21 protein-coding genes and 1 riboswitch are annotated in these 22,832 nt (G+C 63.3%); of the genes, 9 read left to right on the top strand and 12 right to left on the bottom strand.

What is annotated here, in order from left to right; all coding sequences use genetic code 11:
• Positions 1-562: 562 nt before the first annotated feature.
• From RAS12_RS22915 to RAS12_RS22895, 5 genes are all read left to right on the top strand, one after another.
• Complete coding sequence (locus RAS12_RS22915) at positions 563-1,993, top strand: circularly permuted type 2 ATP-grasp protein (RefSeq protein ID WP_306941712.1); 1,431 nt, start codon at positions 563-565, stop codon at positions 1,991-1,993.
• 2 nt (positions 1,994-1,995) lie between these two features.
• On the top strand, positions 1,996-2,970 hold the full coding sequence (locus RAS12_RS22910; RefSeq protein ID WP_306941710.1) for an alpha-E domain-containing protein: 975 nt from the start codon (positions 1,996-1,998) through the stop codon (positions 2,968-2,970).
• 13 nt (positions 2,971-2,983) lie between these two features.
• Positions 2,984-3,787, top strand: a complete 804-nt coding sequence (locus RAS12_RS22905; RefSeq protein WP_306941708.1) for a transglutaminase family protein — start codon at positions 2,984-2,986, stop codon at positions 3,785-3,787.
• A gap of 56 nt (positions 3,788-3,843) precedes the next feature.
• Positions 3,844-4,707, top strand: coding sequence for a proteasome-type protease (locus RAS12_RS22900; RefSeq protein ID WP_306941706.1), 864 nt, complete (start codon positions 3,844-3,846; stop codon positions 4,705-4,707).
• A 210-nt stretch (positions 4,708-4,917) separates the two neighbouring features.
• Positions 4,918-5,916 (top strand): tripartite tricarboxylate transporter substrate-binding protein, encoded by a 999-nt coding sequence (locus tag RAS12_RS22895; protein ID WP_306941705.1) that lies wholly within the window; start codon positions 4,918-4,920, stop codon positions 5,914-5,916.
• 64 nt (positions 5,917-5,980) lie between these two features.
• On the opposite strand, the gene metF is transcribed toward RAS12_RS22895, so the two are convergent.
• The 9 genes from metF to RAS12_RS22850 all read right to left on the bottom strand — a co-directional run bounded on the left by metF (position 5,981) and on the right by RAS12_RS22850 (position 14,490).
• A complete protein-coding gene (gene metF, locus RAS12_RS22890) occupies positions 5,981-6,823 on the bottom strand; it encodes a methylenetetrahydrofolate reductase [NAD(P)H] (RefSeq protein ID WP_306941702.1) in 843 nt (280 codons plus the stop codon).
• Complete coding sequence (locus RAS12_RS22885; protein ID WP_056327402.1) at positions 6,823-7,158, bottom strand: phage holin family protein; 336 nt, start codon at positions 7,156-7,158, stop codon at positions 6,823-6,825. Before RAS12_RS22885 ends, metF begins: the two co-directional genes overlap by 1 nt.
• 123 nt (positions 7,159-7,281) lie before the next feature.
• Positions 7,282-8,700, bottom strand: coding sequence for an adenosylhomocysteinase (gene ahcY, locus RAS12_RS22880; RefSeq protein ID WP_306941700.1), 1,419 nt, complete (start codon positions 8,698-8,700; stop codon positions 7,282-7,284).
• A gap of 100 nt (positions 8,701-8,800) precedes the next feature.
• Positions 8,801-8,959: riboswitch (S-adenosyl-L-homocysteine riboswitch) on the bottom strand.
• A 63-nt stretch (positions 8,960-9,022) separates the two neighbouring features.
• Positions 9,023-10,063, bottom strand: a complete 1,041-nt coding sequence (locus RAS12_RS22875) for a glycosyltransferase family 4 protein (RefSeq protein ID WP_306941699.1) — start codon at positions 10,061-10,063, stop codon at positions 9,023-9,025.
• A gap of 89 nt (positions 10,064-10,152) precedes the next feature.
• Positions 10,153-10,389, bottom strand: a complete 237-nt coding sequence (locus RAS12_RS22870; protein ID WP_306941697.1) for a DUF1289 domain-containing protein — start codon at positions 10,387-10,389, stop codon at positions 10,153-10,155.
• Positions 10,390-10,468: 79 nt separating this feature from the next.
• Positions 10,469-11,356 carry an alpha/beta fold hydrolase gene (locus RAS12_RS22865; protein WP_306941696.1) on the bottom strand — a complete coding sequence of 296 codons (888 nt, stop codon included), beginning with the start codon at positions 11,354-11,356 and terminating at the stop codon, positions 10,469-10,471.
• Between the two features lie 26 nt (positions 11,357-11,382).
• The gene (gene leuD / locus RAS12_RS22860; RefSeq protein ID WP_306941694.1) at positions 11,383-12,033 is read right to left on the bottom strand and encodes a 3-isopropylmalate dehydratase small subunit; all 651 of its coding nucleotides are present in this window, start codon (positions 12,031-12,033) and stop codon (positions 11,383-11,385) included.
• Complete coding sequence (leuC, locus tag RAS12_RS22855; protein WP_306941692.1) at positions 12,030-13,451, bottom strand: 3-isopropylmalate dehydratase large subunit; 1,422 nt, start codon at positions 13,449-13,451, stop codon at positions 12,030-12,032. Before leuC ends, leuD begins: the two co-directional genes overlap by 4 nt.
• Before the next feature lie 58 nt (positions 13,452-13,509).
• Positions 13,510-14,490 carry a tripartite tricarboxylate transporter substrate binding protein gene (locus RAS12_RS22850; RefSeq protein ID WP_306941690.1) on the bottom strand — a complete coding sequence of 327 codons (981 nt, stop codon included), beginning with the start codon at positions 14,488-14,490 and terminating at the stop codon, positions 13,510-13,512.
• Between the two features lie 126 nt (positions 14,491-14,616).
• Here RAS12_RS22850 and RAS12_RS22845 point away from each other — a divergent pair, with 126 nt between their 5' ends.
• Positions 14,617-15,540 carry a LysR family transcriptional regulator gene (locus RAS12_RS22845; protein ID WP_306941688.1) on the top strand — a complete coding sequence of 308 codons (924 nt, stop codon included), beginning with the start codon at positions 14,617-14,619 and terminating at the stop codon, positions 15,538-15,540.
• A gap of 6 nt (positions 15,541-15,546) precedes the next feature.
• On the opposite strand, the gene RAS12_RS22840 is transcribed toward RAS12_RS22845, so the two are convergent.
• From RAS12_RS22840 to RAS12_RS22830, 3 genes are all read right to left on the bottom strand, one after another.
• On the bottom strand, positions 15,547-16,188 hold the full coding sequence (locus RAS12_RS22840) for a flavin reductase family protein (RefSeq protein WP_306941686.1): 642 nt from the start codon (positions 16,186-16,188) through the stop codon (positions 15,547-15,549).
• A gap of 1 nt (position 16,189) precedes the next feature.
• The gene (locus RAS12_RS22835; RefSeq protein WP_306941684.1) at positions 16,190-16,960 is read right to left on the bottom strand and encodes a GntR family transcriptional regulator; all 771 of its coding nucleotides are present in this window, start codon (positions 16,958-16,960) and stop codon (positions 16,190-16,192) included.
• A gap of 66 nt (positions 16,961-17,026) precedes the next feature.
• Positions 17,027-17,995 carry a polysaccharide deacetylase family protein gene (locus tag RAS12_RS22830; RefSeq protein ID WP_306941681.1) on the bottom strand — a complete coding sequence of 323 codons (969 nt, stop codon included), beginning with the start codon at positions 17,993-17,995 and terminating at the stop codon, positions 17,027-17,029.
• Positions 17,996-18,238: 243 nt separating this feature from the next.
• Here RAS12_RS22830 and RAS12_RS22825 point away from each other — a divergent pair, with 243 nt between their 5' ends.
• The 3 genes from RAS12_RS22825 to RAS12_RS22815 are packed head-to-tail and all read left to right on the top strand — an operon-like array spanning position 18,239 to position 22,827.
• Entirely contained in the window at positions 18,239-19,429 is a 1,191-nt protein-coding gene (locus tag RAS12_RS22825; RefSeq protein ID WP_306941679.1) for an ABC transporter substrate-binding protein, read from the top strand.
• A 27-nt stretch (positions 19,430-19,456) separates the two neighbouring features.
• Entirely contained in the window at positions 19,457-20,335 is an 879-nt protein-coding gene (locus RAS12_RS22820) for a branched-chain amino acid ABC transporter permease (protein WP_306941677.1), read from the top strand.
• Entirely contained in the window at positions 20,335-22,827 is a 2,493-nt protein-coding gene (locus RAS12_RS22815) for a branched-chain amino acid ABC transporter ATP-binding protein/permease (protein ID WP_306941675.1), read from the top strand. The genes RAS12_RS22820 and RAS12_RS22815 overlap by 1 nt, the downstream gene beginning before the upstream one ends.
• Positions 22,828-22,832 lie beyond the last annotated feature (5 nt).

The raw sequence follows: 22,832 nt of genomic DNA, 5'->3' as shown, positions 1-22,832 counted from the left end.
GTAACATGGCCGGCTCGGGGATGTCCCATCCCCCGCGTTTTTTCTCCTGAGCGGCTTCCGTAACAGAACCCAGCGCAGACCCCGCGCGGATTTCCAGGCCGCGATATGCCCCCCGGGTTCAAGACACCCGAACACTTCTGCCCTAAAACGCGGCGCGAGTTCGCAGCCGTGCGATATCAGCGCCGGACTCGCCCGGCTGCCTCCCCCACAACTGGCCCGCGCTCTGTGGATCAGCCCGTCTAAATACCGGCCCCGCTCTGCGAGCCACCCCGTCTTACTACTGGCCCCCTCTGCGAGCCAGCCCGCCTTAATTCCGCCGGCCCCGGCTGTTTACCTCACGCCCGCCGCCTGTTGTGACTCGTCAACCGCCACGCGTAGCCCGCTGCGGGGATGGCGTTTCTGCGCCCTTGGGAGGATATTGTGCCCAGGGCTACCCGCTGCCCGGAAAAGCTGGCACGCGGGTTGCTTATCTATTCGGACCGGCCACGCATCGGCCGGCTAATGACGTGTGCGAACCCGCCGTCCTGCAAAGCCGGCCGCAAGCACCTGCATCGGAGGAGCCATGAAGGACAGACCACCCCGTCCAGCCGCCTATGACGAAATGCGCCACGGCGCCAGCGGCATACGCTCCCAGTACCAAGCCTTCGAACGTTGGCACGAGGAGCAGTCGGCCGAGGCCATGGCTGTGCGCCGACTGGAAGCGGACCTGAGTTTTCGCAGGGTCGGCATTACGTTCTCGGTTGCTGGCGACGCCGCGGGCACCGAGCGCCTGATCCCCTTCGACCTGATCCCCCGGATCATTCCCGCTGACGAATGGCGCCACCTGGAAGCCGGCTTAAAGCAGCGCGTGCGCGCGCTGAACATGTTCATTCACGACATCTATCACGGGCATGACATCGTGCGCGCTGGCATCGTGCCTGCCGAGCAGGTGTTTCTGAACGCGCAATACCGCCCTGAGATGCAAGACGTGGACGTGGCCGAAGACATCTACTGCCACATCGCAGGCGTGGATATCGTGCGCGCCGGCGCGGGCGAGTTCTACGTGCTGGAAGACAATCTGCGCGTGCCTTCGGGCGTGTCCTACATGCTTGAGAACCGCAAGATGTCGATGCGGCTGATGCCGGATGCGTTCAGCCGCATCAAGGTCGAGCCCGTGGCGCACTATCCCGATCTGCTGCTGGACAATCTGCGCGAAGTCGCGCCGCACGGCGGCGACGATCCCACGGTGGTGGTGCTGACGCCCGGCATGTATAACTCGGCCTACTTCGAACACGCTTTTCTGGCCCAGCAAATGGGGGTAGAGCTGGTCGAGGGGCAGGATCTGTTCGTAGAGCAGAACACGGTCTACATGCGCACCACGCAAGGGCCACGCAAGGTGGATGTGATCTACCGCCGCCTGGACGACGACTTTCTGGACCCGCTGTCATTCCGCGCGGATTCGGCGCTGGGCGTGCCCGGCCTGCTGTCTGTCTACCGCGCTGGCCGCGTCACCCTGGCCAATGCCATCGGCACGGGCATCGCGGACGACAAGTCCACGTACCTGTACGTGCCGGACATGATCCGGTTCTATCTCAGCGAAGAACCCATTCTGTCGAACGTGCCAACGTGGCGTTGCGGACGGCCCGATGAGCTGTCCCACGTGTTGGCCAATATGCATGACCTGGTCGTCAAAGAAGTCCATGGCGCAGGCGGTTACGGCATGCTGGTGGGCCCGTCATCCACCCGCGCCGAAGTCGATGCGTTCAAAGACCGCGTGCGCGCCAACCCCGCCAACTACATCGCGCAACCAACGCTGGCCCTGTCCACCATCCCGACCTATGTGGAATCGGGCGTGGCGCCGCGCCATGTAGACCTGCGCCCCTACGTGCTGTGCGGCAAGGACATACGCACGGTGCCTGGGGGCTTGTGCCGCGTGGCGCTGACCGAAGGCTCGCTGGTCGTCAACAGCAGCCAAGGCGGCGGCACCAAAGACACCTGGGTTCTGGAGGACTGAACATGCTGAGCCGTACCGCCGACAATCTGTTCTGGATGTGCCGTTATACCGAGCGCGCCGAGAACACCGCGCGCATGCTGGACGTGAACCTGCAAATGTCGCTGCTGCCGCAGGACCCGGAAACGCGTGAGGGCTCGTGGCTGGGCGTGCTGCGCATTTCCGAACTGCAAGGCCTGTACCAAAGCAAATACTCCGCCATCTCACCGAGCGACGTCTTGCAGTACATGGTGCGCGACCCCGAAAACCCGTCGTCCATCTATTCCTGCATGCGCGCCGCCCGTGAAAACGCGCGGGCCGTGCGCGGCAGCCTGACGACAGAAGTCTGGGAAACCTACAACACCACCTGGCTCGAACTGCTCAAGCACTTGCACACCGGCTTGCTCGAACGCAATCCGGGCGAATTCTTTGAATGGGTGAAATTCCGTTCGCATCTGGCCCGCGGCGTCACCATCGGCACCATGCTGGAAGACGAGGCGCTGTACTTCCTGCGCATCGGCATGCATCTGGAACGCGCTGACAGCACGGCCCGCATGCTGGATGTGAAATTTCACGAACGCGGCAGCAATGGCAATCACGAAGGACGCGCAGAAGCCGCCGGCTCGGCCGCGTTGCAAAGCGAGTTCTACCGCTGGTCGGCGCTATTGAGTTCGGTGTCTGGCCTTGAGATCTACCGCAAGGTGTACCGCGACGTGATCACGCCTGACCGCGTGGCGGAACTGCTGATCCTGCACGGTGACATGCCGCGTTCACTGCTGGCATCCGTTCGAGCCGTAGCCGACGATCTGGCGCGCGTGTCCAATCAACGTTCGACTGAAACCGAGCGGCGCGCGGGCATGCTGTGCGCCGAACTGCAATACGGCCGCGTCGAGGACATCCTGGATAGCGGGCTGCATCAATACCTGGATCATTTCCTGGACCGCATCAACGACCTGGGCAACCGGATCAGCCAGGACTTCCTGGTTCCGCTGTCGGCATAACACGGAGACAGCAATGAAGCAGATCATCACGCACGTCACGCATTACCGCTATACGGCGCCGGTTACCTACAGCATCCAGACCTTGCGTCTGACGCCGCGCGACGACGAACACCAGCGCGTGTTGCGCTGGCATATCGAAGCGCCCGGCGCTCTGGAAAAGCAGGTGGATGCTTACGGCAACATCACCCACACGCTGACGTTGAACCACCCGCACACCGAAATCGAGCTGCGCGTTGCCGGGCAGGTGCAGGTGGCGCCACTTACGCGGGGCGTGCTGGGCAGCGAAGACAGCCGCCTGCCGGTGCATGCGTATTGCGTGCAAACGCCCCTGACCCAGGCCGACGACACGATTCGTGCCTTCGTACGGGGCATACTGCCTGACGGACTGACTACGCCAGACGATATCCTTGCGCTCGCCAACGCGATCAGCGACCGGGTCGCGTACGAGCCTGGCACGACCGACGTCACCACTGCCGCCAATCAGGTGCTGGCCATGGGCCATGGAGTCTGCCAGGATCACGCCCATCTCTTCCTGGCCTGCGTGCGCGGCCTGGGCGTCCCCGCCCGCTATGTCAGCGGGTATCTGCACACCACCACCGAACACTCGGCCAGCCACGCCTGGGCCGACGTGTGGCTGCCCGACATCGGCTGGACCAGCGTGGACATCACCAACCGGCAATTTGCGTCCGATAGCCACTGCCGGCTGGCCGTGGCGCGGGACTATGACTCGGCCTCACCTGTGCGCGGCGTGCGCACCGGCGGCGGCGAGGAATCCATGGAAATCAGCGTGCAGGTCAATACGTCCGGCCAGCAGTAACACCCGCTCGCCCGCGCCGCAATACAATGCGGCGTGGTTTTTCCTTTTTTTCGATCATGACCTACTGCGTAGCAGCCCGCCTCGACTCCGGCCTGGTTTTCCTGTCCGACTCCCGCACCAATGCCGGTGTTGACCAGATCAGCGTCTTTCGCAAGATGACCGTTTTCGAGCGGCCGGGTGAACGCGTCATGGTTCTGATGACGTCCGGGAACCTTGCTGTCAGCCAAGCCGTTCTGCATGCGCTGGCTCGCCAGCACGACGAAGGCGGTGACACCATCTGGAATGCGCCAGACCTGTTTGAGGCCACCCGCTGCGTCGGCGCGGCGGTACGTGAGGTCTATCGCCGCGAAGCCCCTGCCCTGCACGAGCAAGGGGTGGACTTCAACGTGAACATGATTTTCGGAGGCCAGATCGGCGCCGAACAATGCCGGCTGTTCCAGGTGTATTCGGCCGGCAACTTCATTGAGGCTGGCGCGGAATGCCCCTACTTTCAGATTGGTGAAGCCAAGTATGGCAAGCCCATCCTGGACCGCGTGTTGCGCCCCGACACGTCGCTGGACGAAGCCGCCAAGTGCGCACTGATTTCAATGGATTCCACGCTGCGCTCGAATATCTCGGTGGGCTTGCCGCTGGATCTGCTGGTCTACGACACGAATGCGCTGCGCGTCACGCACTTTGCCAGCATCGATGAACACAACGAGTACTTCCGCATGATCCGCAGCTCCTGGGGCGAACGCCTGCGCCAGGTATTTGCTGAAATCCCGGACCCGTTGTGGACCAATCCCGAAGACCCCGGCTCGCTGGTCCCGACCAGCCGCGTGCATCAGCCGCTGCGAGTCGAACCGGTGAACGCGCCGCACCCCAGCTATCCTGCACCGCAGGTGCTGGCAGAAGATCCGGGCAAGGATCAGCCGAACTAAGGTGCCAGTCAGATGCCCACCTCCCGAGGCCCGCGCAATCAGTTGCTGCGGGCTTTCGTGTTTCTGCATCTCGCGTAAACCCTCCTTTCCGCTGGCCGAACGCTGGCTTGTGAAACGGCGAATTCTCATCTGGGTGTGAACGCGCCACACTGGCCCACGCCCGTCGCATTTGCTATGCCCGGACCATGAGAAAACCACGAGGAGCGAGACATGTCCCATTTTTTTGGACGCGCGATGCCGCGTGCCGGCTGGCCGCTGCTGGCCCTGTCCTGCCTGGCCTGGGGATCGGCCAGCGCGCAGAATGCCTACCCCAATCACCCCATCTCGCTGGTCGTGCCCTTTGCCGCGGGCGGCCCTACGGACGTTGTGGCGCGTAGCCTGGGCGCGTCCATGGCCAAGACACTGGGGCAAAGCGTCATCATCGAAAACCGCACCGGCGCGGGCGGCACGCTGGCATCCCAGCACGTCGCGCGCGCCACGCCAGATGGCTATACCTTCCTGATCCACCACAACGGCATGGCAACGGCCCCGGCGCTGTACCGCAAGCTGTCGTTCAATCCGCTGACGGACTTTGCCTATGTGGGGCAGGTGGCGGATGTGCCCATGACGCTGTTGGGCCGCAAGGATCTGCCTGCCGACGGCATGGCGGGTTTCATCAAGTACGCGAAAGAGAACGGCAACAAGGTCAATCTGGCCAACGCCGGCCTGGGCGCGGTATCGCAGCTATGCGGCATGTTGCTGCAAGAGTCGTTGGGCGTGCAGTTCACCACCATTCCCTATGCCGGTACAGCGCCCGCAATGACGGCGCTGCTGGGCGGCCAGGTCGACGTGCTGTGCGATCAAACCACCCAGACCATTCCGCAGATCAAGGCGGAACGCGTGAAACTGTTTGGCGTGACTACGCTGGATCGCATCAAGACTTTGCCCGATGCGCCCACCTTGCAGGAAGGCGGATTGAAGGGCTTTGAAGTGAAGGTTTGGCACGGTGTGTACGCGCCCAAGGGCACCCCGCCCGAGGCCATCGCCAAGTTCAACACGGCGCTGCGCGCGGCGTTGAAGGACCCGGTCTTTACGCAAAAGATGGCGGAACTGGGGGCCGAGATCGTGCCTGAATCCAAGCAGAGCCCTGAAGGCCTGCAGACCTGGCTGCAATCGGAAGTGGACAAGTGGGGCGGCATCATCCGCAAGGTGGGCGTATACGCGGATTGATTACTCGCCACAGACGTAAAAAAGCCGGCAAGCGCCGGCTTTTTACGTTGCAGCAAGCGCTGATTTACAGCGCCAGCTCCTTCCAGACCGCCAGCGGCGCTTCCGCGTGGTTCAAGCTATAGAAGTGCAAGCCCGGCGCGCCATTGTCCAGCAGCGTCTGGCACAGCTCGGTCACGACATCCACGCCGAACGCGCGAATGGAGGCCTTGTCGTCGCCAAACTCAGCCAGACGCAGACGAATCCAACGCGGCACTTCCGCGCCGCACATTTCCGAAAAACGCAGCAATTGCGTGTGATTCGTGATGGGCATGATGCCCGGCACGATCGGCACGCGCACTCCCTTGGCCTGCGCCCGATCGACAAAGTCGAAATAGGAATCGGCGTTGAAGAAGTACTGCGTGATCGCGGCATCGGCGCCTGCGTTCACCTTGGTCACGAAATGCTCCAGGTCAGCCGTAGGGCTCGCGGCCTGGGGGTGCATTTCGGGATAGGCCGCCACTTCAATGTGGAACCAATCGCCCGTTTCCTCGCGAATGAACGACACCAGTTCGTTGGCGTAGCGCAGTTCGCCCGCGTCGCCGCCCATGCCCGAAGGCAGGTCGCCGCGCAGTGCAACCACACGGCGCACGCCCTCGTTCTTGTAGGTCTGAAGAATGTCCCGCAGATCCTGGCGCGTGGCGCCCACGCACGACAAGTGTGGCGCCGCATCGCAACCCAGGTTGCGCAGCGTGCGCACGGCATCCGCCGTGCCGGCGCGCGTGGAACCCCCCGCGCCGAAAGTCACGCTGACGTACTTGGGTTGGATCGCCAGCATCTGCTTGGCAGCGCGAACCAGCCGTTCTTGGCCGGCCAGATCGCGCGGGGGAAAGAATTCCAGACTGAAAGCGGGGGAAGTCGAGTCAGACATTAGGGAATCAGTTTGGTAAGCAGACCAGAGATGATGCTATACAAAATGGCACCGCCCACGGCCCACCAGAACCCGTTGACCTGGAAGCCCTTCAGCACGGAGCCGACGAACCAGAACAACAAGGCGTTGATGACGATAAGAAAGAGCCCAAGGGTGACGATCGTGATGGGCAGCGTCAGCAGCACCAGTACCGGTTTGACCAGCATATTCACCAGACCCAGCACCAGCGCAGCGATGAGCGCGGATCCAAAACTGGCTACGGTAATGCCGGGCAACAGGTAGGCAACAGCCAACAGGGCCACCGCGTTCAGGATCCAGACGAGTATCAATGTCACCATGTTCGAACTCCTGTTTTAGCGCGCCGCGGACCCGTAATCGACAGGCGATCCGGGTGAGCCCGCGGCTCGGAAAGCCCGCGCCAACATGGCGCGGCACCTTCCTATTGTGCTTTCAACCGATCAATAACGGTAGTGGTTGGGCTTGTAGGGGCCATCCACCGGCACGCTGATGTAGTCGGCCTGATCAGGACGCAGCGTCGTCAGCTTCACACCCAACTTCTTCAGATGCAGGCGGGCAACCTTTTCGTCCAGGTGCTTGGGCAGCACGTAGACTTCGCCGGACTTGTAGGCTTCGTTGCGCGTGAACAGTTCGATCTGGGCGATCGTCTGGTTGGCGAACGACGACGACATCACGAACGACGGGTGGCCAGTGGCGCAACCCAGGTTCACGAGGCGGCCTTGGGCCAGCAGGATGATGCGCTTGCCGTCCGGGAAGATCACGTGGTCGACTTGCGGCTTGATCTCTTCCCACTTGCAGTTGGCCAGACCGGCGACGTCGATTTCATTGTCGAAGTGACCGATGTTGCAGACGATGGCCTGGTCCTTCATGGCGTCCATGTGGGCGCGCGTGATGACCTGGTAGTTGCCGGTGGCGGTGACGAAGATGTCGCCATGAGCGGCGGCTTCTTCCATCGTCACGACCTTGAAGCCTTCCATGGCGGCTTGCAGGGCGCAGATCGGGTCGATTTCAGTAACCCAGACTTGGGCGCGCAGGGCGACCAAGGCTTGGGCGCAACCCTTGCCCACGTCGCCGTAACCGGCCACAACCGCGATCTTGCCGGCGATCATGACGTCGGTGGCGCGCTTGATGCCGTCCACCAGCGATTCACGGCAGCCGTACAGGTTGTCGAACTTGGACTTGGTGACCGAGTCGTTGACGTTGATGGCGGCAAACGCCAGCTCGCCCTTTTGCGACATCTGGTACAGGCGATGCACGCCGGTCGTGGTTTCTTCCGTCACGCCTTTGATGAGCGCCAGGCGGGTCGAGTACCACTTCGGATCACGCTTGAGCGTTTCTTTGATGGCGGCAAACAGGATGCGCTCTTCGTCGCTGCCCGGGTTGGCCAGAACCGACAGGTCCTTCTCGGCCTTGGTGCCCAGGTGCAGCATCAACGTGGCGTCGCCGCCATCGTCCAGGATCATGTTGGCGTTTTCGCCGTTGTTCCACTCGAAAATCTTGTGGGTGTACTGCCAGTACTCTTCCAGCGTTTCGCCCTTGACGGCGAAGACCGGCGTGCCCGACGCGGCAATGGCGGCAGCGGCGTGGTCTTGGGTCGAGAAGATGTTGCACGACGCCCAGCGCACTTCAGCGCCCAGGGCCACCAGCGTTTCGATCAGCACGCCGGTTTGAATGGTCATGTGCAGGCTGCCCGCGATGCGCGCGCCCTTGAGCGGCTGCGTAGCGGCGAACTCTTCGCGGATGGCCATCAGGCCAGGCATTTCGGTTTCAGCGATTGCGAGTTCGCGGCGGCCCCAGCCGGCCAGCGACATATCGGCAACCAGGTAGTCGGAGAAGGATTTATCAGTCACAGCGTTCATGGTGTGTAGGCTCCACGTGAATATCGAACGGCGCACGATATGGCCGGACAACGCGAATACACCACGACAGTCGAGTGCTCGCCTTTCCCGCCATATGCGACAAAGGTGAGCGCCGTTGCTGTAGCGTCGCGCAGTGCGCAACGCTTGAACAAGGATTCCTGAGCCTGGCGAACCGGGTTCCGCGAGTCAGATTGGAGAAAGACCGAGGTCTGAATCCGCTGACGGGAACCGCAAGGTCGTCGCAACGCTCCTCAGGATTGCCGGAGATTGTACCGGTTTGACGTGCCGCGAGGAAATCCGTCCCTGAAAAATTCGTTCCAGATCAACCAGCCTGAGCAAGCGACGGGCGGGATGACGCGTCCGGCACCAGCGGCACCAGGGCATTGAGCAGATCGCTGGCCACCGAATCCCAGCTGCGGGTCAGCGCGTGCGCGCGCACCGCGTGGCGGTCCAGCGGCAGCGCAGCCCGGCAGGCATGGGCCAGATCGTCGTCCAGACAGCCCGTGACGCCCGGGGTCACGACCGCCAGCGGCGCCTCGCTGCGAAACGCGGCTACCGGCGTGCCACATGCCATGGCTTCAAGCATGACGAGGCCGAATGTGTCGGTCAGGCTGGGAAACACGAATACATCCGCGGCGGCGTACAGCCCCGGGAGCGCGTCATCTTGCTGCATGCCCAGATACACCGCGTCGGGAAAACGTTTCTTCAACCGTGCCTCATCCGGCCCGGCGCCGACGACGACCTTGGTGCCTGGCAGATCCAACGACAGAAAGGCGTCCAGGTTTTTCTCGCGCGCCACCCGGCCCACGCTTAGAAAAACGGGACGGCGCAGATCCTGAAACGCCTGACTGGTGCCAGGCTGAAACTTGCGGGGGTCGACACCGCGGGACCAGACTTGCAGGTTGACCAGGCCCCGGCGCACCAGAATGTCGCGCACTGTCGGCGTGGGCACCAGCACGCGTTGCGACGGCTTGTGAAACCAGCGCAGATAGCGCCACGGCAAGGCGGCCGGAATGCCCATGCGCGCCTGTAAATAATCGGGAAACATGGTGTGAAACGATGTGGTGAAACGCCACCCTCGCGCCAAAGCCATTCTGCGCGCCGCCAGGCCCAGGGGGCCTTCCGTGGCGATGTGCAAAGCGTCAGGCACGGTATCGCCGAGGATGCGGCGCAATTGCCGGCCCGGTTGCAGGCAAAGACGCAGATCGGGTTCGGAAGGCGCCGGAATGGTCCGGCTGCCCTGCGGGTTCACCACGATCAGCTCGTGGCCCCATTCACCAAGAATCTGCTGCATGGTCGTCCAGGTGCGGACGACGCCATTGACTTGCGGATGCCAGGCATCCGTAACCAGAACGATGCGCATGATAGAGCCGGAAGTGGGCAATAGCGCGATTTAGCCCGCGCCATATGACATGCCCAAGACGGTCCGGAAATCCGGGCGTTGCTGCGCCCTTAGTTGTTGCGCCGGGGATACCCCTGCGCCTTGATGCGTATCCAGACCTCGCGCTTTTCCTCGTCCGACATGAAGACCCAGTTGGCCACTTCCATGGCCGTACGGCCGCAGCCGCGGCAGATGTCGTCAAACAGGGTGGAGCAGACGGCCACGCAGGGCGAGTCCGTCGCCTTGAAGGCGCGTTGCGCGTCTTCAGGGTCGGGCAATTCGGAAAGATCGGCGAAGTAACGATTCATGGGGCGAAGGTTAACACCCGGGGTGCGTCCCTTTTTGGATATCCCTATGAGCCGCCCAGGCTTGATTGACAGCTTTCGGCTAGCGCAAATCAAAGAATGCGCGGGCCTCTTCCAGCAAGGCATCCGGGGTTTCTTCGGCCAGATAATGCGCGCCCGGCAGCGGCTTGCCGGACACCTCGTCCGACACAGCCCGCCACAGCGCCAGCACATCGAAGTTCTTGCCCACGGCCCCGCGCTCGCCCCACAGCACGCGCACTGGCATGGCCAAGCGTTCGCCCGCCGCACGGCTCGCGCGGTCGTGATCGAGATCCACCGTGGCGGAAGCGCGATAGTCCTCGCAGATGCCGGTAGCCCAGCCCGGCAGCCGGGCCGCGCGTTCGTATTCCGCCATGGCCTCGGCTGAAAAATGCGCCAGGCCGCCGGGACGCCCGCCCATGACCGACCGCAGATAGAACACCGGGTCGTGTTCGATCATGGTTTCAGGTCCAGGCGCGGGCTGAATCAGCCAGAACCAGTGGTAATACGCCTGGGCAAAGGCCCGCGTCGTGCCTTCGTACATGTCCAGCGTCGGGGCGATGTCCAGCAGCATCATGCGGGAGACGGCGCCCGCGTGGTCCAGCCCCAACCGGTGGGCCACCCGTGCGCCACGGTCATGCGCCAGCACCTCGAACCGCTCGTGCCCAAGCGCATGCATCAAGCCGGCCATATCGGCCGCCATTTCACGCTTGGAATGCGCTGCGTGACCGTCGCTTGCCAAGGGCTTGTCGCTGTCGCCATAACCACGCAAATCGGCCGCCACGCAGGTACGGTGCCGGGTCAGTTCCGGCCACAAGCGGTGCCAGATGGCATGCGTCTGCGGGTGGCCATGAAGCAGCAACAACGGCGGGCCAGACCCGTCGATACGCGCGGCGATCTGGATACCATTGGCCGCGATACGGCGTACGGGCAAGTCGAAAAATGCGGTCATGAGCGGTGTCTCCTTTAGCTTTCTGGCTATCCGGCGTTCAGACGGTCACGCACGGTACGGGCCACGTCTTTCATCCACGGATGGCGTGCCCAGTGACGGGCTTCGAATTGTTCGACCTCGGGCAGTTGCAGCAGCGACGCATCCACCATGTCCTGCCCTTGCGCGAACATGTGGCGATGACGCTCTGGCAAGCTGAAGTCCGCCTTCCAGCCATCGGCCGCGCGCACCACGCCTGCCATGACATCAATGGTCAGGCGCTGATTGCCGCTTGGCTCCGTATTGGACACCCGCGCAAGCAACTCGTCGATCTGGGCGGCGGGCAGGCTCACCACCAACAGGCCATTATTCACCGCATTGAAGTAGAAAATTTCTCCGAAGCTCGGTGCGAGCACGGCGCGAATGCCGAATTGCTGCAACCCCCACACGGCATGCTCGCGGCTGGAACCACAGCCGAAATTGGGTCCTGCCACCAAAATGGAAGCGCCCGCGTAGGCGTCTTGATTCAGGACGAAGCCAGGCCGGGGCGCGCCGTGCTCGTCAAAACGCAGGTCATACAACAGCCCTTTATCCAATCCGGCCTTATCGATAATGCGCAGAAACTGCTTGGGCATGATCTGGTCGGTGTCCAGGTTCGAGAACGGCAGTGGCGCGGCGATACCTTCGATCAGCGGATTCATTTGGCTTGCTCCCAATCACGTACGTCTACGATTCGGCCGGCCAGCGCGGCGGCGGCCGCCATCGCGGGACTCATCAAATGCGTGCGCCCCGCCCTACCCTGGCGCCCTTCGAAATTGCGGTTGGTGGTTGAGGCGCAGCGTTCACCAGGACTGAGCATGTCGTCGTTCATGGCCAAACACATCGAACAGCCAGGTTGACGCCATTCAAAACCCGCGGCGATCAATTGCTCGGCCAGCCCTTCGGCTTCGGCTTGCACGCGCACCGCTCCCGACCCGGGTACCACCATGGCCCGCACGCCCGCCGCTACCTTTCGGCCGCGCACCAAGGCCGCCACCACGCGCAGGTCCTCGATACGGCCATTGGTGCAGGAACCAATGAACACGCGGTCGATCGGCACACCGGCAATCGGCTGGCCGGGCGCGAGGCCGATATAGTCCATGGCCTTCTCCAGGGCTAACCGAGCCAGCGCGTCGGACTCGGTCTGTGGATCAGGCACCAAAGCCGTGACGGGCAAAGCCTGATCTGGGCTGGTGCCCCAGGTCACAAAAGGCGCAATCCGCCCCGCGTCAAAGACATGCTCCACATCAAACACCGCATCGCTATCGCTATGCAGCGTGGCCCAGTGGGCGCGGGCCTGCTCCAGCGCCAGCCCCTGCAACTGCGGCGCATGCGCCGCCACATAGGCGTCTGTCGTAGCGTCCGGCGCGATCAGCGCGGCGCGAGCGCCGGCTTCTACCGTCATATTGCACAAGGTCATGCGCGCTTCGGCGGACAAGGCGTCAACCGCCTGTCCACAGAATTCGACCGCGTGACCCCGCGCGCCCTGCGCGCCGATGCGATGCACCAGATAGATGACCAGATCCTTGGCGGACACACTGGCGGACAACTCGCCATCGACACGGATACGCATGTTGCGCGCCACGCGGTACACGAGCGTCTGCGTCGCAAGAATGTGCTCGACTTCAGATGTGCCAATGCCAAAGCCCAACGCACCCAGGGCGCCATACGTCGTGGTGTGGCTGTCGCCGCACAACACCACCATGCCGGGCAGAATCATGCCGTGCTCGGGCGCTATGACGTGTTCAATGCCTTGCAGCGGGTCGGTCGTGTCGAAGAGCGCAATGTGCTGATCCGCGCAATTGCGCGCAAGATTCAACGCCTGACGCGACGACGCGTCATCTGCAATCACTCGCAGCGCGGCAGGCACCGGATGCGTGGGAATGATGTGATCCACCACCGCCATCTGCTGCCCCGGACGCAGCACCGGGCGTCCGCGCGCGGCCAGTCCGCTGAAGGCTTGCGGACTGGTGTACTCGTTCATGATGTGCAGATCGACATAAAGCAGGATGTGCTCGTCGTCGATACGAGCGACTTCATGGCTGTCCACCAGTTTGTCGTAAAGCGTCTTGCCTGGCATGTCTAGCGTCCTTGGAGGGTATGACGCCCGCAACCGCGCGGGCGCGTCTTGCAGCAGCTCAATTCGCCTGAATGCCCGCGTCCTTCACGATGCCATCCCAGCGCACCATTTCGGCAGCCACCATGGCGTCGGTCTGAGCAGGAGTGGAGACCAGGGGGTCGAAGCCTTCTTGTCGCATGCGCTGCATCAACGCGGGCGACTGCAAGGCCTCGGCCAGCTTGGCGTTCAAGGTGTCGATCACCGGCTGCGGCGTGCCGGCAGGCGCGCTGATCACAAACCAGGTGTTGAACGCGTAGCCGGGCAAGCCGGATTCCGCGATAGTCGGCACATCCGGCAGCAGCGGTGAACGCGTTGTACCCGTCACCCCCAAAGCCCGCAGCTTGTGCCCATCCACTTGCGCTTTGGCGGCCGACAACACGGGAAAGCTCATCTGCACCTGGCCGCTGATCGTGTCGACCATGGCCGGGCCGCCCCCCTTGTAGGGCACATGCAGAATCTGCGTCTTGGACACAGACTTGAAGAGTTCCGCCGCCATGTGAAAGGTACTTCCGGTTCCTGCCGAGCCAAAGCTCAGTTCATTGGCGGGGCGCGCGCGCACGTAGGCCAACAGCTCGGTCACATTCGCGACTGGCAACGCGTTGGTAACGGTGAGCACATGCTGCGATGTACCTACCGTACCCACTGCGCGCAGGTCTTTTTTCGTATCGAATGGCATGTCCGGATAGAGTGCCGGATTGATGGCAAGCGACATGGTGTTGATCGCCAGCGTGTAGCCGTTGGGCTGGGCGCGCGCCACGGCGGCCATGCCGATATTGCCCGACGCGCCAGCCCGGTTTTCGATGATCACGCTCTGGCCCAACGCACGGCCCCAGGCCTCCGAAATCAGCCGGGCGGCAATATCCACACTGCCGCCGGGCGCAAAGGGCACGACGAGCGTGACGGCGCGCTCGGGAAACGCCTGGGCGGCGGCAGGAAAAGCCCAACAGGACGCAGCGGTGATGGCCGCGCACAAAACGCCAGCCGCAAGCTTGATCTTCATTCCAGGTCTCCTCGTATGGCCGCGTGAGGCGGCTCTGTATCGGTAAGACCAGTGTATAAGCCTAGTTAATTCTTATAATTCATTGAAAAACTAAATCTTTATTAAATTAGATTTATAAATAGACTCATGGACGCGCTTTCCGATCTGGCCTTTTTCTCCCTGGTGGTCAAACACGGCAACCTGTCCGCCACCGCGCGCGAGCTCGGGCTGACGCCGCCTGCCGTCAGCACCCGCTTGGCCAAGCTTGAGCAGCGGCTGGGCGTGCGGCTGCTGAACCGCACCACGCGCCGGGTCAGCGTCACGCAGGAAGGCGAGCTGTATCTGGCCGAGGGCAGCCGCATTCTGAGCGATCTGGACGCGCTGGAACGCTCGGTTTCAAGCGCACGGGCGCTACCGCAAGGGTTGCTCCGGCTAAACGCGACCTTTGGCTTTGGACGCGCGCACATCGTGCCAGCCGTGTCTGATTTTGCGCGCCAATACCCCGACGTCGAAGTGCAGATGCGGCTGACCGACAGGCCGCTTAACCTGATTGAAGAGGGCTTTGACGTCGCCGTTCGATTCGGCGACCTTCCAGACGCCCAGCTGACCGCGCGCAAGATCGCGTCAAACCGGCGGCTCTTGTGCGCGTCGCCGCGTTACCTGGATACCTACGGCGAACCCCGCACGGCGGGCGATCTGCAACGCCACCGCTGCATCGTGGTTCGTGAAAATGATGTCGCCTACGGCACATGGCGGCTTGAATCCGGACCGCGCACAGAGACGGTGAAAGTGCGCGGCCCCGTCAGTTCCAATGACGGCCAGAGCGCTCTGGAATGGGCGCTGGACGGCCACGGCATCGTCATGCGATCGGAATGGGAGACCGCCGCCCATCTGCGTGCGGGAAGGCTGCGCGAAGTGCTGCCCGACTGGCGCACGCCCGCCGCCGACATCCATGCGCTGTACCCCGAACGCCTGAACCTGCCGGCCAAGATCGTCGCGTTTGTGGACTTCCTGGCGCAGCGTTTCTCGCGCCACCTGCGAGCGCCTGGCTCGCAGCAGCAGGTGTGGTGACGGCTTTCAGATCTCGTCGATCGCGGTGCTGGCCGCCGTGCCAGCTGGCGAATCGCCGCCGCCGATTGCGTAACGGTCCCGCGTTGTGACATAAAAGCTGGCGCCGAAACGGCCCACCGGAAAATAGTCCTGCAAGCGCACGCGCCAGGTTTCCGTGTCGATCAATCCGTCGCGCGCATGCAGCCAACGCACCTGCCCGATGAAAATCTGGCGGCTGGCGGTTTCCATGGTTTCGTACAACGTGCACTCAAACGCCACGGGCGCTTGCACAATGCGCGGCGGTTTGACGTGGTGGCTGGGCGCGGCGTCCAGTCCTGCGTGCGCAAGTTCGCTGACATCAGACGGCAAACGGTCGCCGCAGCGATGCATCTTTTCCGCCATGGCCTCGTCGGTCAGATGCACCACAAATTCCTTGTCGCGAGCAATGTTGCGCGCCGTGTCCTTCAAGCCGCCGTCTTCCAGGCGGTTGATGCTGACCATGACGATGGGCGGGTCTTCGCCCAGCATATTGAACATGCTGAACGGCGCCGCGTTGACGACGCCGGTTTCGGACAAGGTGGTGATCAGCGCAATGGGCCGGGGCACGATCAGGCTGGCCATCAGCTTATAGCGCTGGTATTCGGTAATAGCGTCGAAATCGATTTCCATATCAGGCCAGTCCCAACATTTGGGCAAGAGTTTGCGCGGGTTGCGGGCGCTCAAGGCTGATGCGCCGCTCCAGGTCCGCAAGGTGGTTGTCATTGATACGCACGGCCTCGGCCACGTCGTCGCGTTCCATCAGATCGACGATCTGCACATGCTCGCCGTGTTCGCAGGCCGCGTTGCCGGGCGGCTCATACAGCGCCACGATGAGCGAACAGCGCGACACCAATTCGGCCAGATAACCGTGCAGGATGGTGTTGCCAGACAGTTCCCCCAACCTGACATGAAAGGCGCTGGCCTGCCGCGCCCAAGCGGGCTGTCCCGCCCGGTGCAGCAAAGCATGTTCATCGCGCAGTTGTTTGCGCAAAGACGCGTAGTCGGCCTTGGTGGCGCGAGCCGCCGCCAACGGCACCAGCGCGGCTTCCAACGCGCGGCGCGCCTGGAAAATCTGGCGCGTGTCTTCGGGCGTGGGTTCAGCGACGACTGCGCCGCGATTGTGGTGCAGGTCCACCACGTGCTCATGCGCCAGCCGCTGCAAAGCCTTGCGCGCCACCGACCGCGATACGCCGAACAGTTCACAGATTGCCGCCTCGGGCAACTTCGTGCCCGGCGTCAGGCGCTGGCTCATCACGCTTTCATACACGGCTTCGCAAATGCGGCGTTCCATGTCGCTGTCGGGCGTGCTGCCAGCATCGGAAACCGGCGGTTCGGGCTCCGCTGCGAACGTACTGCGGGCGGACGGCTTGGCGCGGGGGTTAGCGGGGCTTCGGGTAGACATGATGAACTCGGTTGAACACTAAAGACGAGCGGGACGAATGGTTTTGGCGCGACGTTCAAAAGGCTTCTACAACCTGCCCCCGGCAATCACGCCCGCGGGCAGACTGTCCACGTGCCGGCAGATATCGCCTGGGGTCGTGAACCAGATCTCACCCCGGTCGCGGGCTGCCGCCAATGGAGCCAGCGCACGGCGCAGGTGACGCAGCCGGTACGGCTGGCCAACTATATAGGGATGCAGCGCAATGCCCATGACCAATGGCTGGCGCACCGCCTGCGCACGCATCTCTTCAAACTGGTCAAGAATCATATCGGCAAAGTCTCGCGCATCCATCTTGCGGCCCATGATCATCGGAATGTCGTTGAGCTCCTGCGGATACGGAATGGCCCATAGATCGCCTGCGCGGGTGCGCATACGCATGGGCTGATCGTCGTGGCACCAATTCAGCGTGTAGCGATAGCCGGCCTCGGCCAGCAAGTCCGGCGTGCTGCGGCTTTCCGATATCCACGGCGACAACCAGCCTTCAGGCGCCTGCCCGGCGTGGCGCAGGATACGTTCGCGGCAATGCGCCAACAGTGCGCTTTCTTCAGCTTCAGACAGCCCGCCCTGCCGGTGCGCGTTGCTGTATCCGTGTCCGATCAGTTCGTCGCCACGCGCCTGAAAGGCGTCGATCAATTCGGGGCAGTGTTCATACAAGGCGGTATTGATCAGCACCCCCGCCGGCAGCCGCAGCTCGTCAAACAGATCCAGGCAGCGCCATGCGCCCACGCGGTTGCCGTATTCGCGCCACGCGTAGTTCAGCACGTCGGGATGGGGGGACGCCGGCCCCAATTCAGCGCCCAGCCCTTCTCCAAATGCGAAGTGCTCAATATTGAAACCCAGGTACACGGCCAGACGCGCGCCGTTCGGCCAGGTGTAATCCGCCCGCCCGGCGATGGATTGGTATGGAAAACGGCCATGGCATGCCAGAGGCGCCGGGGTCCAGGCGGATACGTCATCACGCCCCGGATTAGTGCTTTGAAGCAAGGATGGATTCATTTTGGTGCAAATCCTGATGCATGATTGTGAACAAAATTGCTTGGCTATTGAGAACAAAATTTTGTTTCGGTGCGAACAAACCACACCGATCGACTCCGCATTTCCCCTGTGCGCCCCTGTGGCAGCGGGGGCCTGCGCCCCACCTCGCGCCGGGTCGGATCAGGTGGCATGGATCTTGCATAGGGAAACGGAGCAGCACATAACCCCATGCAAGATTCGTTCCACTTTTTCCAGGAGTGCCCGATGACCCCGACCCGCCGTTCCTTTCTGCTTCGCGCCACCGCCGCCGCCCTGTTCACGGCAGGCTTTGCTTTGCAACCGGCACTTGCCGCTGACCCGATCAAGATCGGACTGATTACGGCGCTGTCAGGGGAATCGGCTCGCGCCGGTGAAGCGCTGACGCGCGGCATCACCATCGCTATCGATGAGATCAATGCCAAGGGCGGTTTGTTGGGCGGCCGTCAGGTCGTGCTGGTGCGGCGCGATGATGAGGGCAATCCCGCCAAAGGCATGGCGGCTGCGCGCGAACTGATCTTCAAAGAGAAAGTGGCCGTGGTGTTCGGAGGTTTGGACACTCCGGTGTCCATGGCCATCGTGCCCATCGTGAATCAGGAAAAAGTGCCCTTCATGGGCCCTTGGGCGGCGGGCACGGCCATCACGCAGAACAAGGCCGATCCCAACTTCGTGTTCCGCGTGTCGGCCATGGACGAGATCGTGGATAGCGCCATGGTGCAGTACGCGCAAAAGACCTTCCAAAGCGCCAAGCCCGGCATGATCCTGGTGAACAACCCGTGGGGCGAATCGAACGAGAAAGGCCTGAACGTTGCGCTGGCGGCCGCCAAGGTCACGCCCGCTGGCGTCGAAAAATTCCAGCCCAACGACCTGGACGTTGTGCCGCAACTGAGCCGGCTGAAAGCCGCAGGCGCGGACACGCTGTTCCTGGTGGGCAACGTAGGCCCATCGGCGCAGGTCGTGAAGTCGCTGGACCGCATGGGCTGGAAAGTGCCGATCGTGTCGCACTGGGGCCCTGCCGGCGGCCGCTTTACCGAACTGGCCGGACCCAATGCCAAGAACGTGCACTTCGTGCAGACCTATAGCTTCTTCGGCAAGCAAGGGCCGGTGGGCGACAAGGTCATGCAGGCGCTGAAGACCAAGTATTCCGACATCAAGGGTCCGCAGGACATCACGCCCGCCGTGGGCGTGGCCAATGCCTACGATGGCATGCAGCTGGCCGCGCTGGCGATCACGCAGGCAGGTTCGACCGATGGCGATGCGGTGCGTCAGGGCTTCTACAAGATCGGCAAATACGAAGGCTTGATCAAGACCTACGAACAGCCCTTCACGCCCACGTCCCATGACGCGCTGCGCGAGAACGACTACGTGTGGACGCAGTTCATCGACAACCGCATCCTGCCCGTGAAAGGCGGGCAGTAACCCGGCACGCTCACGCGGGAGACGCGCATGTTGTTGATGTCCGCCATCGTCAGCGGCCTGGGTCTGGGAAGCATGTACGGACTCATGGCTCTGGGCTTTTACCTGACCTACGCTGTGTCAGGCACGGTGAACTTCGCCCAAGGCAGTTCCATGATGCTGGGCGCCGTGCTGACCTATACGTTCGCGCAAACGCTGGGCTGGCCATGGGCGCCCGCGCTGCTGGCGGCCATGCTGTTGTGCGCGTTGTACGGCCTGGTCGTTGAACGGCTGGCCGTCAGGCCCTTTGCCAGCCGCGGCTCCAACGCGTGGTTGATGTCCACGGTGGCGCTCGGCATCGTTCTGGACAACGTCGTGATGTTCACCTTTGGCAAGGAGCCGCGCAGCTTGCCGTCGCCCCTGGCTCAGTCGCCGCTGGAAATCGGCGGGCTGGGCCTGGGCATCTACCCGCTGCAACTGCTGATCCCGCTGGTGGGGCTGGCGCTGGCGGCCGCGCTGCACACGCTGTCACGCCGCACCCGTTGGGGCGTGGCCTTGCTGGCTGTCGTGCAAAACCCGAACGCGGCCCGCTTGATGGGCATCCCCGTGCGCCACGCCATCATGGCGGCATTTGCCCTGTCCACGCTGTTTGCAGGCGTCGCGGGCGCGCTGGTGGCGCCGCTGTTCAACGTGCAGGCCGACATGGGCACGCTGTTCGGATTGAAGGCGTATGTGGTCGCCATCCTGGGCGGCATTACCAGCGCCTGGGGCGTGATGATCGCGGGCCTGCTGTTCGGCGTCGTCGAAGCGTTGATCACCGTGGCCCTGGGTTCGGGATACACCCAGATCATCAGCTTCACGCTGGTGATCGTCATGTTGGCCGTGCGTCCGAATGGACTGTTCGGACGCGCCGATGTCAGGAAGGTCTGATGAATAAGCGACTCACACCCCGCTGGCTGCCGCTGGCGCTCTACAGTCTGATAGCGATTGCAGGCTTGGTCTTGGCGGCCACGGTCAACGGCTATTACGTGTTCGTGCTGGGCAATGTGGCGCTGCTGGCACTAGCTGGAATCGGATTGAACGTGCTGCTGGGTCTGACCGGCCAGATGTCGTTCGGCCATGCGGGTTTCTACGCCATCGGCGCGTACACGGTCGCCATCCTGACGGGTCAGGCCGGCTGGAGCTTCTGGCTGGCCTGGCCCGCCGCAGCGCTGGTATCGGCGGCATTTGGCCTGCTGCTGGCAGTGCCTGCCTTGCGTGTGAAGGGGCCATATCTGGCGATGATCACCATCGCGTTCGGATTCATCGTCGAACACGCGCTGATCGAAGGCGGCTCGGTCACCGGCGGCCAGAACGGTTTGATGGGTATCGTGCAGCCCACGCTGGCCGGCATCGGCGGCGACCGCGGCGTGGCCATGCTGGCCATCGTGACCGTGTTCGTGGTGCTTGGCGGTTACGCCATGCTGTCGCGCGGCACTTGGGGCGCCGCGATGCGCGCGGTCAAAGACAGCGAGACGGCCAGCGAATCCATCGGCATCAATCCGCTGGCCGTCAAAGCCGTAGCGTTCATGGTGTCGGCAGCAGTCGTGGGGCTGGCGGGCGGGCTCTATGCGCCTCAGGCAGGCATGATCACGCCGCACAACTTCAACTTCATGCAGTCGATTCTGTTCGTGCTGGCTGTGACTATCGGCGGCGCGGGTTCATTGGCCGGACCGCTGCTGGGTGCAGTTGTGGTGGGCCTGCTGCCTGAACTGCTGTCTGGCATGGAGGAATACCGTCTGCTGTTTTTTGGCGCCTTCTTGCTGGTGGTGCTGTGGGCGGCGCCCGAAGGCGCGGCGGGCCTGCTGGCGCGTTGGCGGAAAAAGGCCAGTGCGCCATTGCTGGCCCCGCGTCACGGCAGCATGTTGCCCGCTTCCGGACACACCCGCCGCGCGCTGCGCGCCGATGCGCTGACCATGACGTTTGGCGGCGTGCGCGCGGTGCAGTCCGTATCGTTCACCGTGCCGCCTGCGGCGGTCACGGCGCTGATCGGACCGAACGGCGCGGGCAAGTCGACCGTCATCAATATGCTTAGCGGGTACTACCAGCCGACCAGCGGCGCTGTCGCTTTGGGCGATGTGCCGATGGCTGCCTTGCCCGCCTTCCGCGTGGCGCGCAGCGGCATCGCGCGTACTTACCAGACCTCCCAGTTGTTCGATACCTTGAGCGTCGAAGACAACGTGGCGCTGGGCATGGTGCGCGGGCGATTAGGCGGTTTGCTGGCATCCCGCCGCTACCTGGCAGCGGATGCGCGCGAACGCGCGCGCGCCTTGCTGGCGTTTTGCGGCTACGAAGGCGCGTTGGATGTTCCCGCAGCCGATCTGCCGCATGTGGACAGGCGGCTGGTGGAGATCGCACGCGCGCTGGCGACCGATGCCGACATTCTCTTGATGGACGAACCTGCCGCCGGCCTGTCGCGTGAAGACAAGACGCGCTTGGCTGGCTTGTTGCGGCGCATTGCCGATGCGGGCGCGGGCGTGCTGCTGGTGGAGCACGACATGACCCTGGTCATGGGCGTGTCCGACCATATCGTCGCCATCGACGCGGGCCGCGAACTGGCGCAAGGCACGGCCGCCGACATTCAACAGTCTGCAGCCGTGCGGCAGGCCTATCTGGGCGACGAGGCCGCCCGCCGCGCGCCTTCGGCGCGGCCCCCGCGCACAGGCGGCACATTGCCGCCCGAAGTGCTGGGGGTGGGCAACCTGACCACTGGCTACGGCGCCAATCCCGTCCTGCACGGTATTGATTTGCAAGTACGGCAAGGCGAGATGGTGGCGCTGCTGGGCGCCAACGGCGCGGGCAAATCAACACTGATGCGCACGCTGGCGGGGCTGCACCGGCCCGCCGAAGGCGGCATGCACTTGCAGGGACAAGAGCTGCATGGTCTCGCCGCGGACCGTATCGTGGCACGCGGGCTGGTGCTGGTCCCGGAAGGCCGGCAGGTCTTTCCAGGGCTGAGTGTGCTGGACAACATCCGGTTGGGCGCCTTCCTGCATCCGCAGGACCGCGAAGCCCGGGTCGAAGAGATGTTGACCCGTTTCCCGCGCTTGCGTGAACGCCTGCATCAACGCGCCGGCCTGTTGTCTGGCGGCGAACAGCAGATGCTGGCTATTGCGCGCGGGCTGATGTCCAAGCCCGTCATCCTGCTGCTGGACGAGCCTTCGTTGGGACTGGCGCCCAAGATCATCGACGAGTTGTTCCAGGCGCTGGACCGGCTGCGCGAAGAATCCATGACGATCCTGCTGGTGGATCAGATGGCAGCGCTGGCGTTGTCGCTGGCCGACCGCGCCTATGTGCTGGAATCTGGCCGCGTCGCGGCCCACGGCACTGCCGCGGAAATCGCGCAGGACGGCGCACTGGCCCGCGCCTACCTGGGCGCCTAGTTCGG

The sequence above is a fragment of the Achromobacter seleniivolatilans genome (genome assembly GCF_030864005.1).
Classification (GTDB): Bacteria; Pseudomonadota; Gammaproteobacteria; order Burkholderiales; family Burkholderiaceae_B; genus Achromobacter; species Achromobacter seleniivolatilans.
Note: the sequence above shows the minus strand (reverse complement) of the source record. Positions and strands in the feature narration are given on the sequence as shown.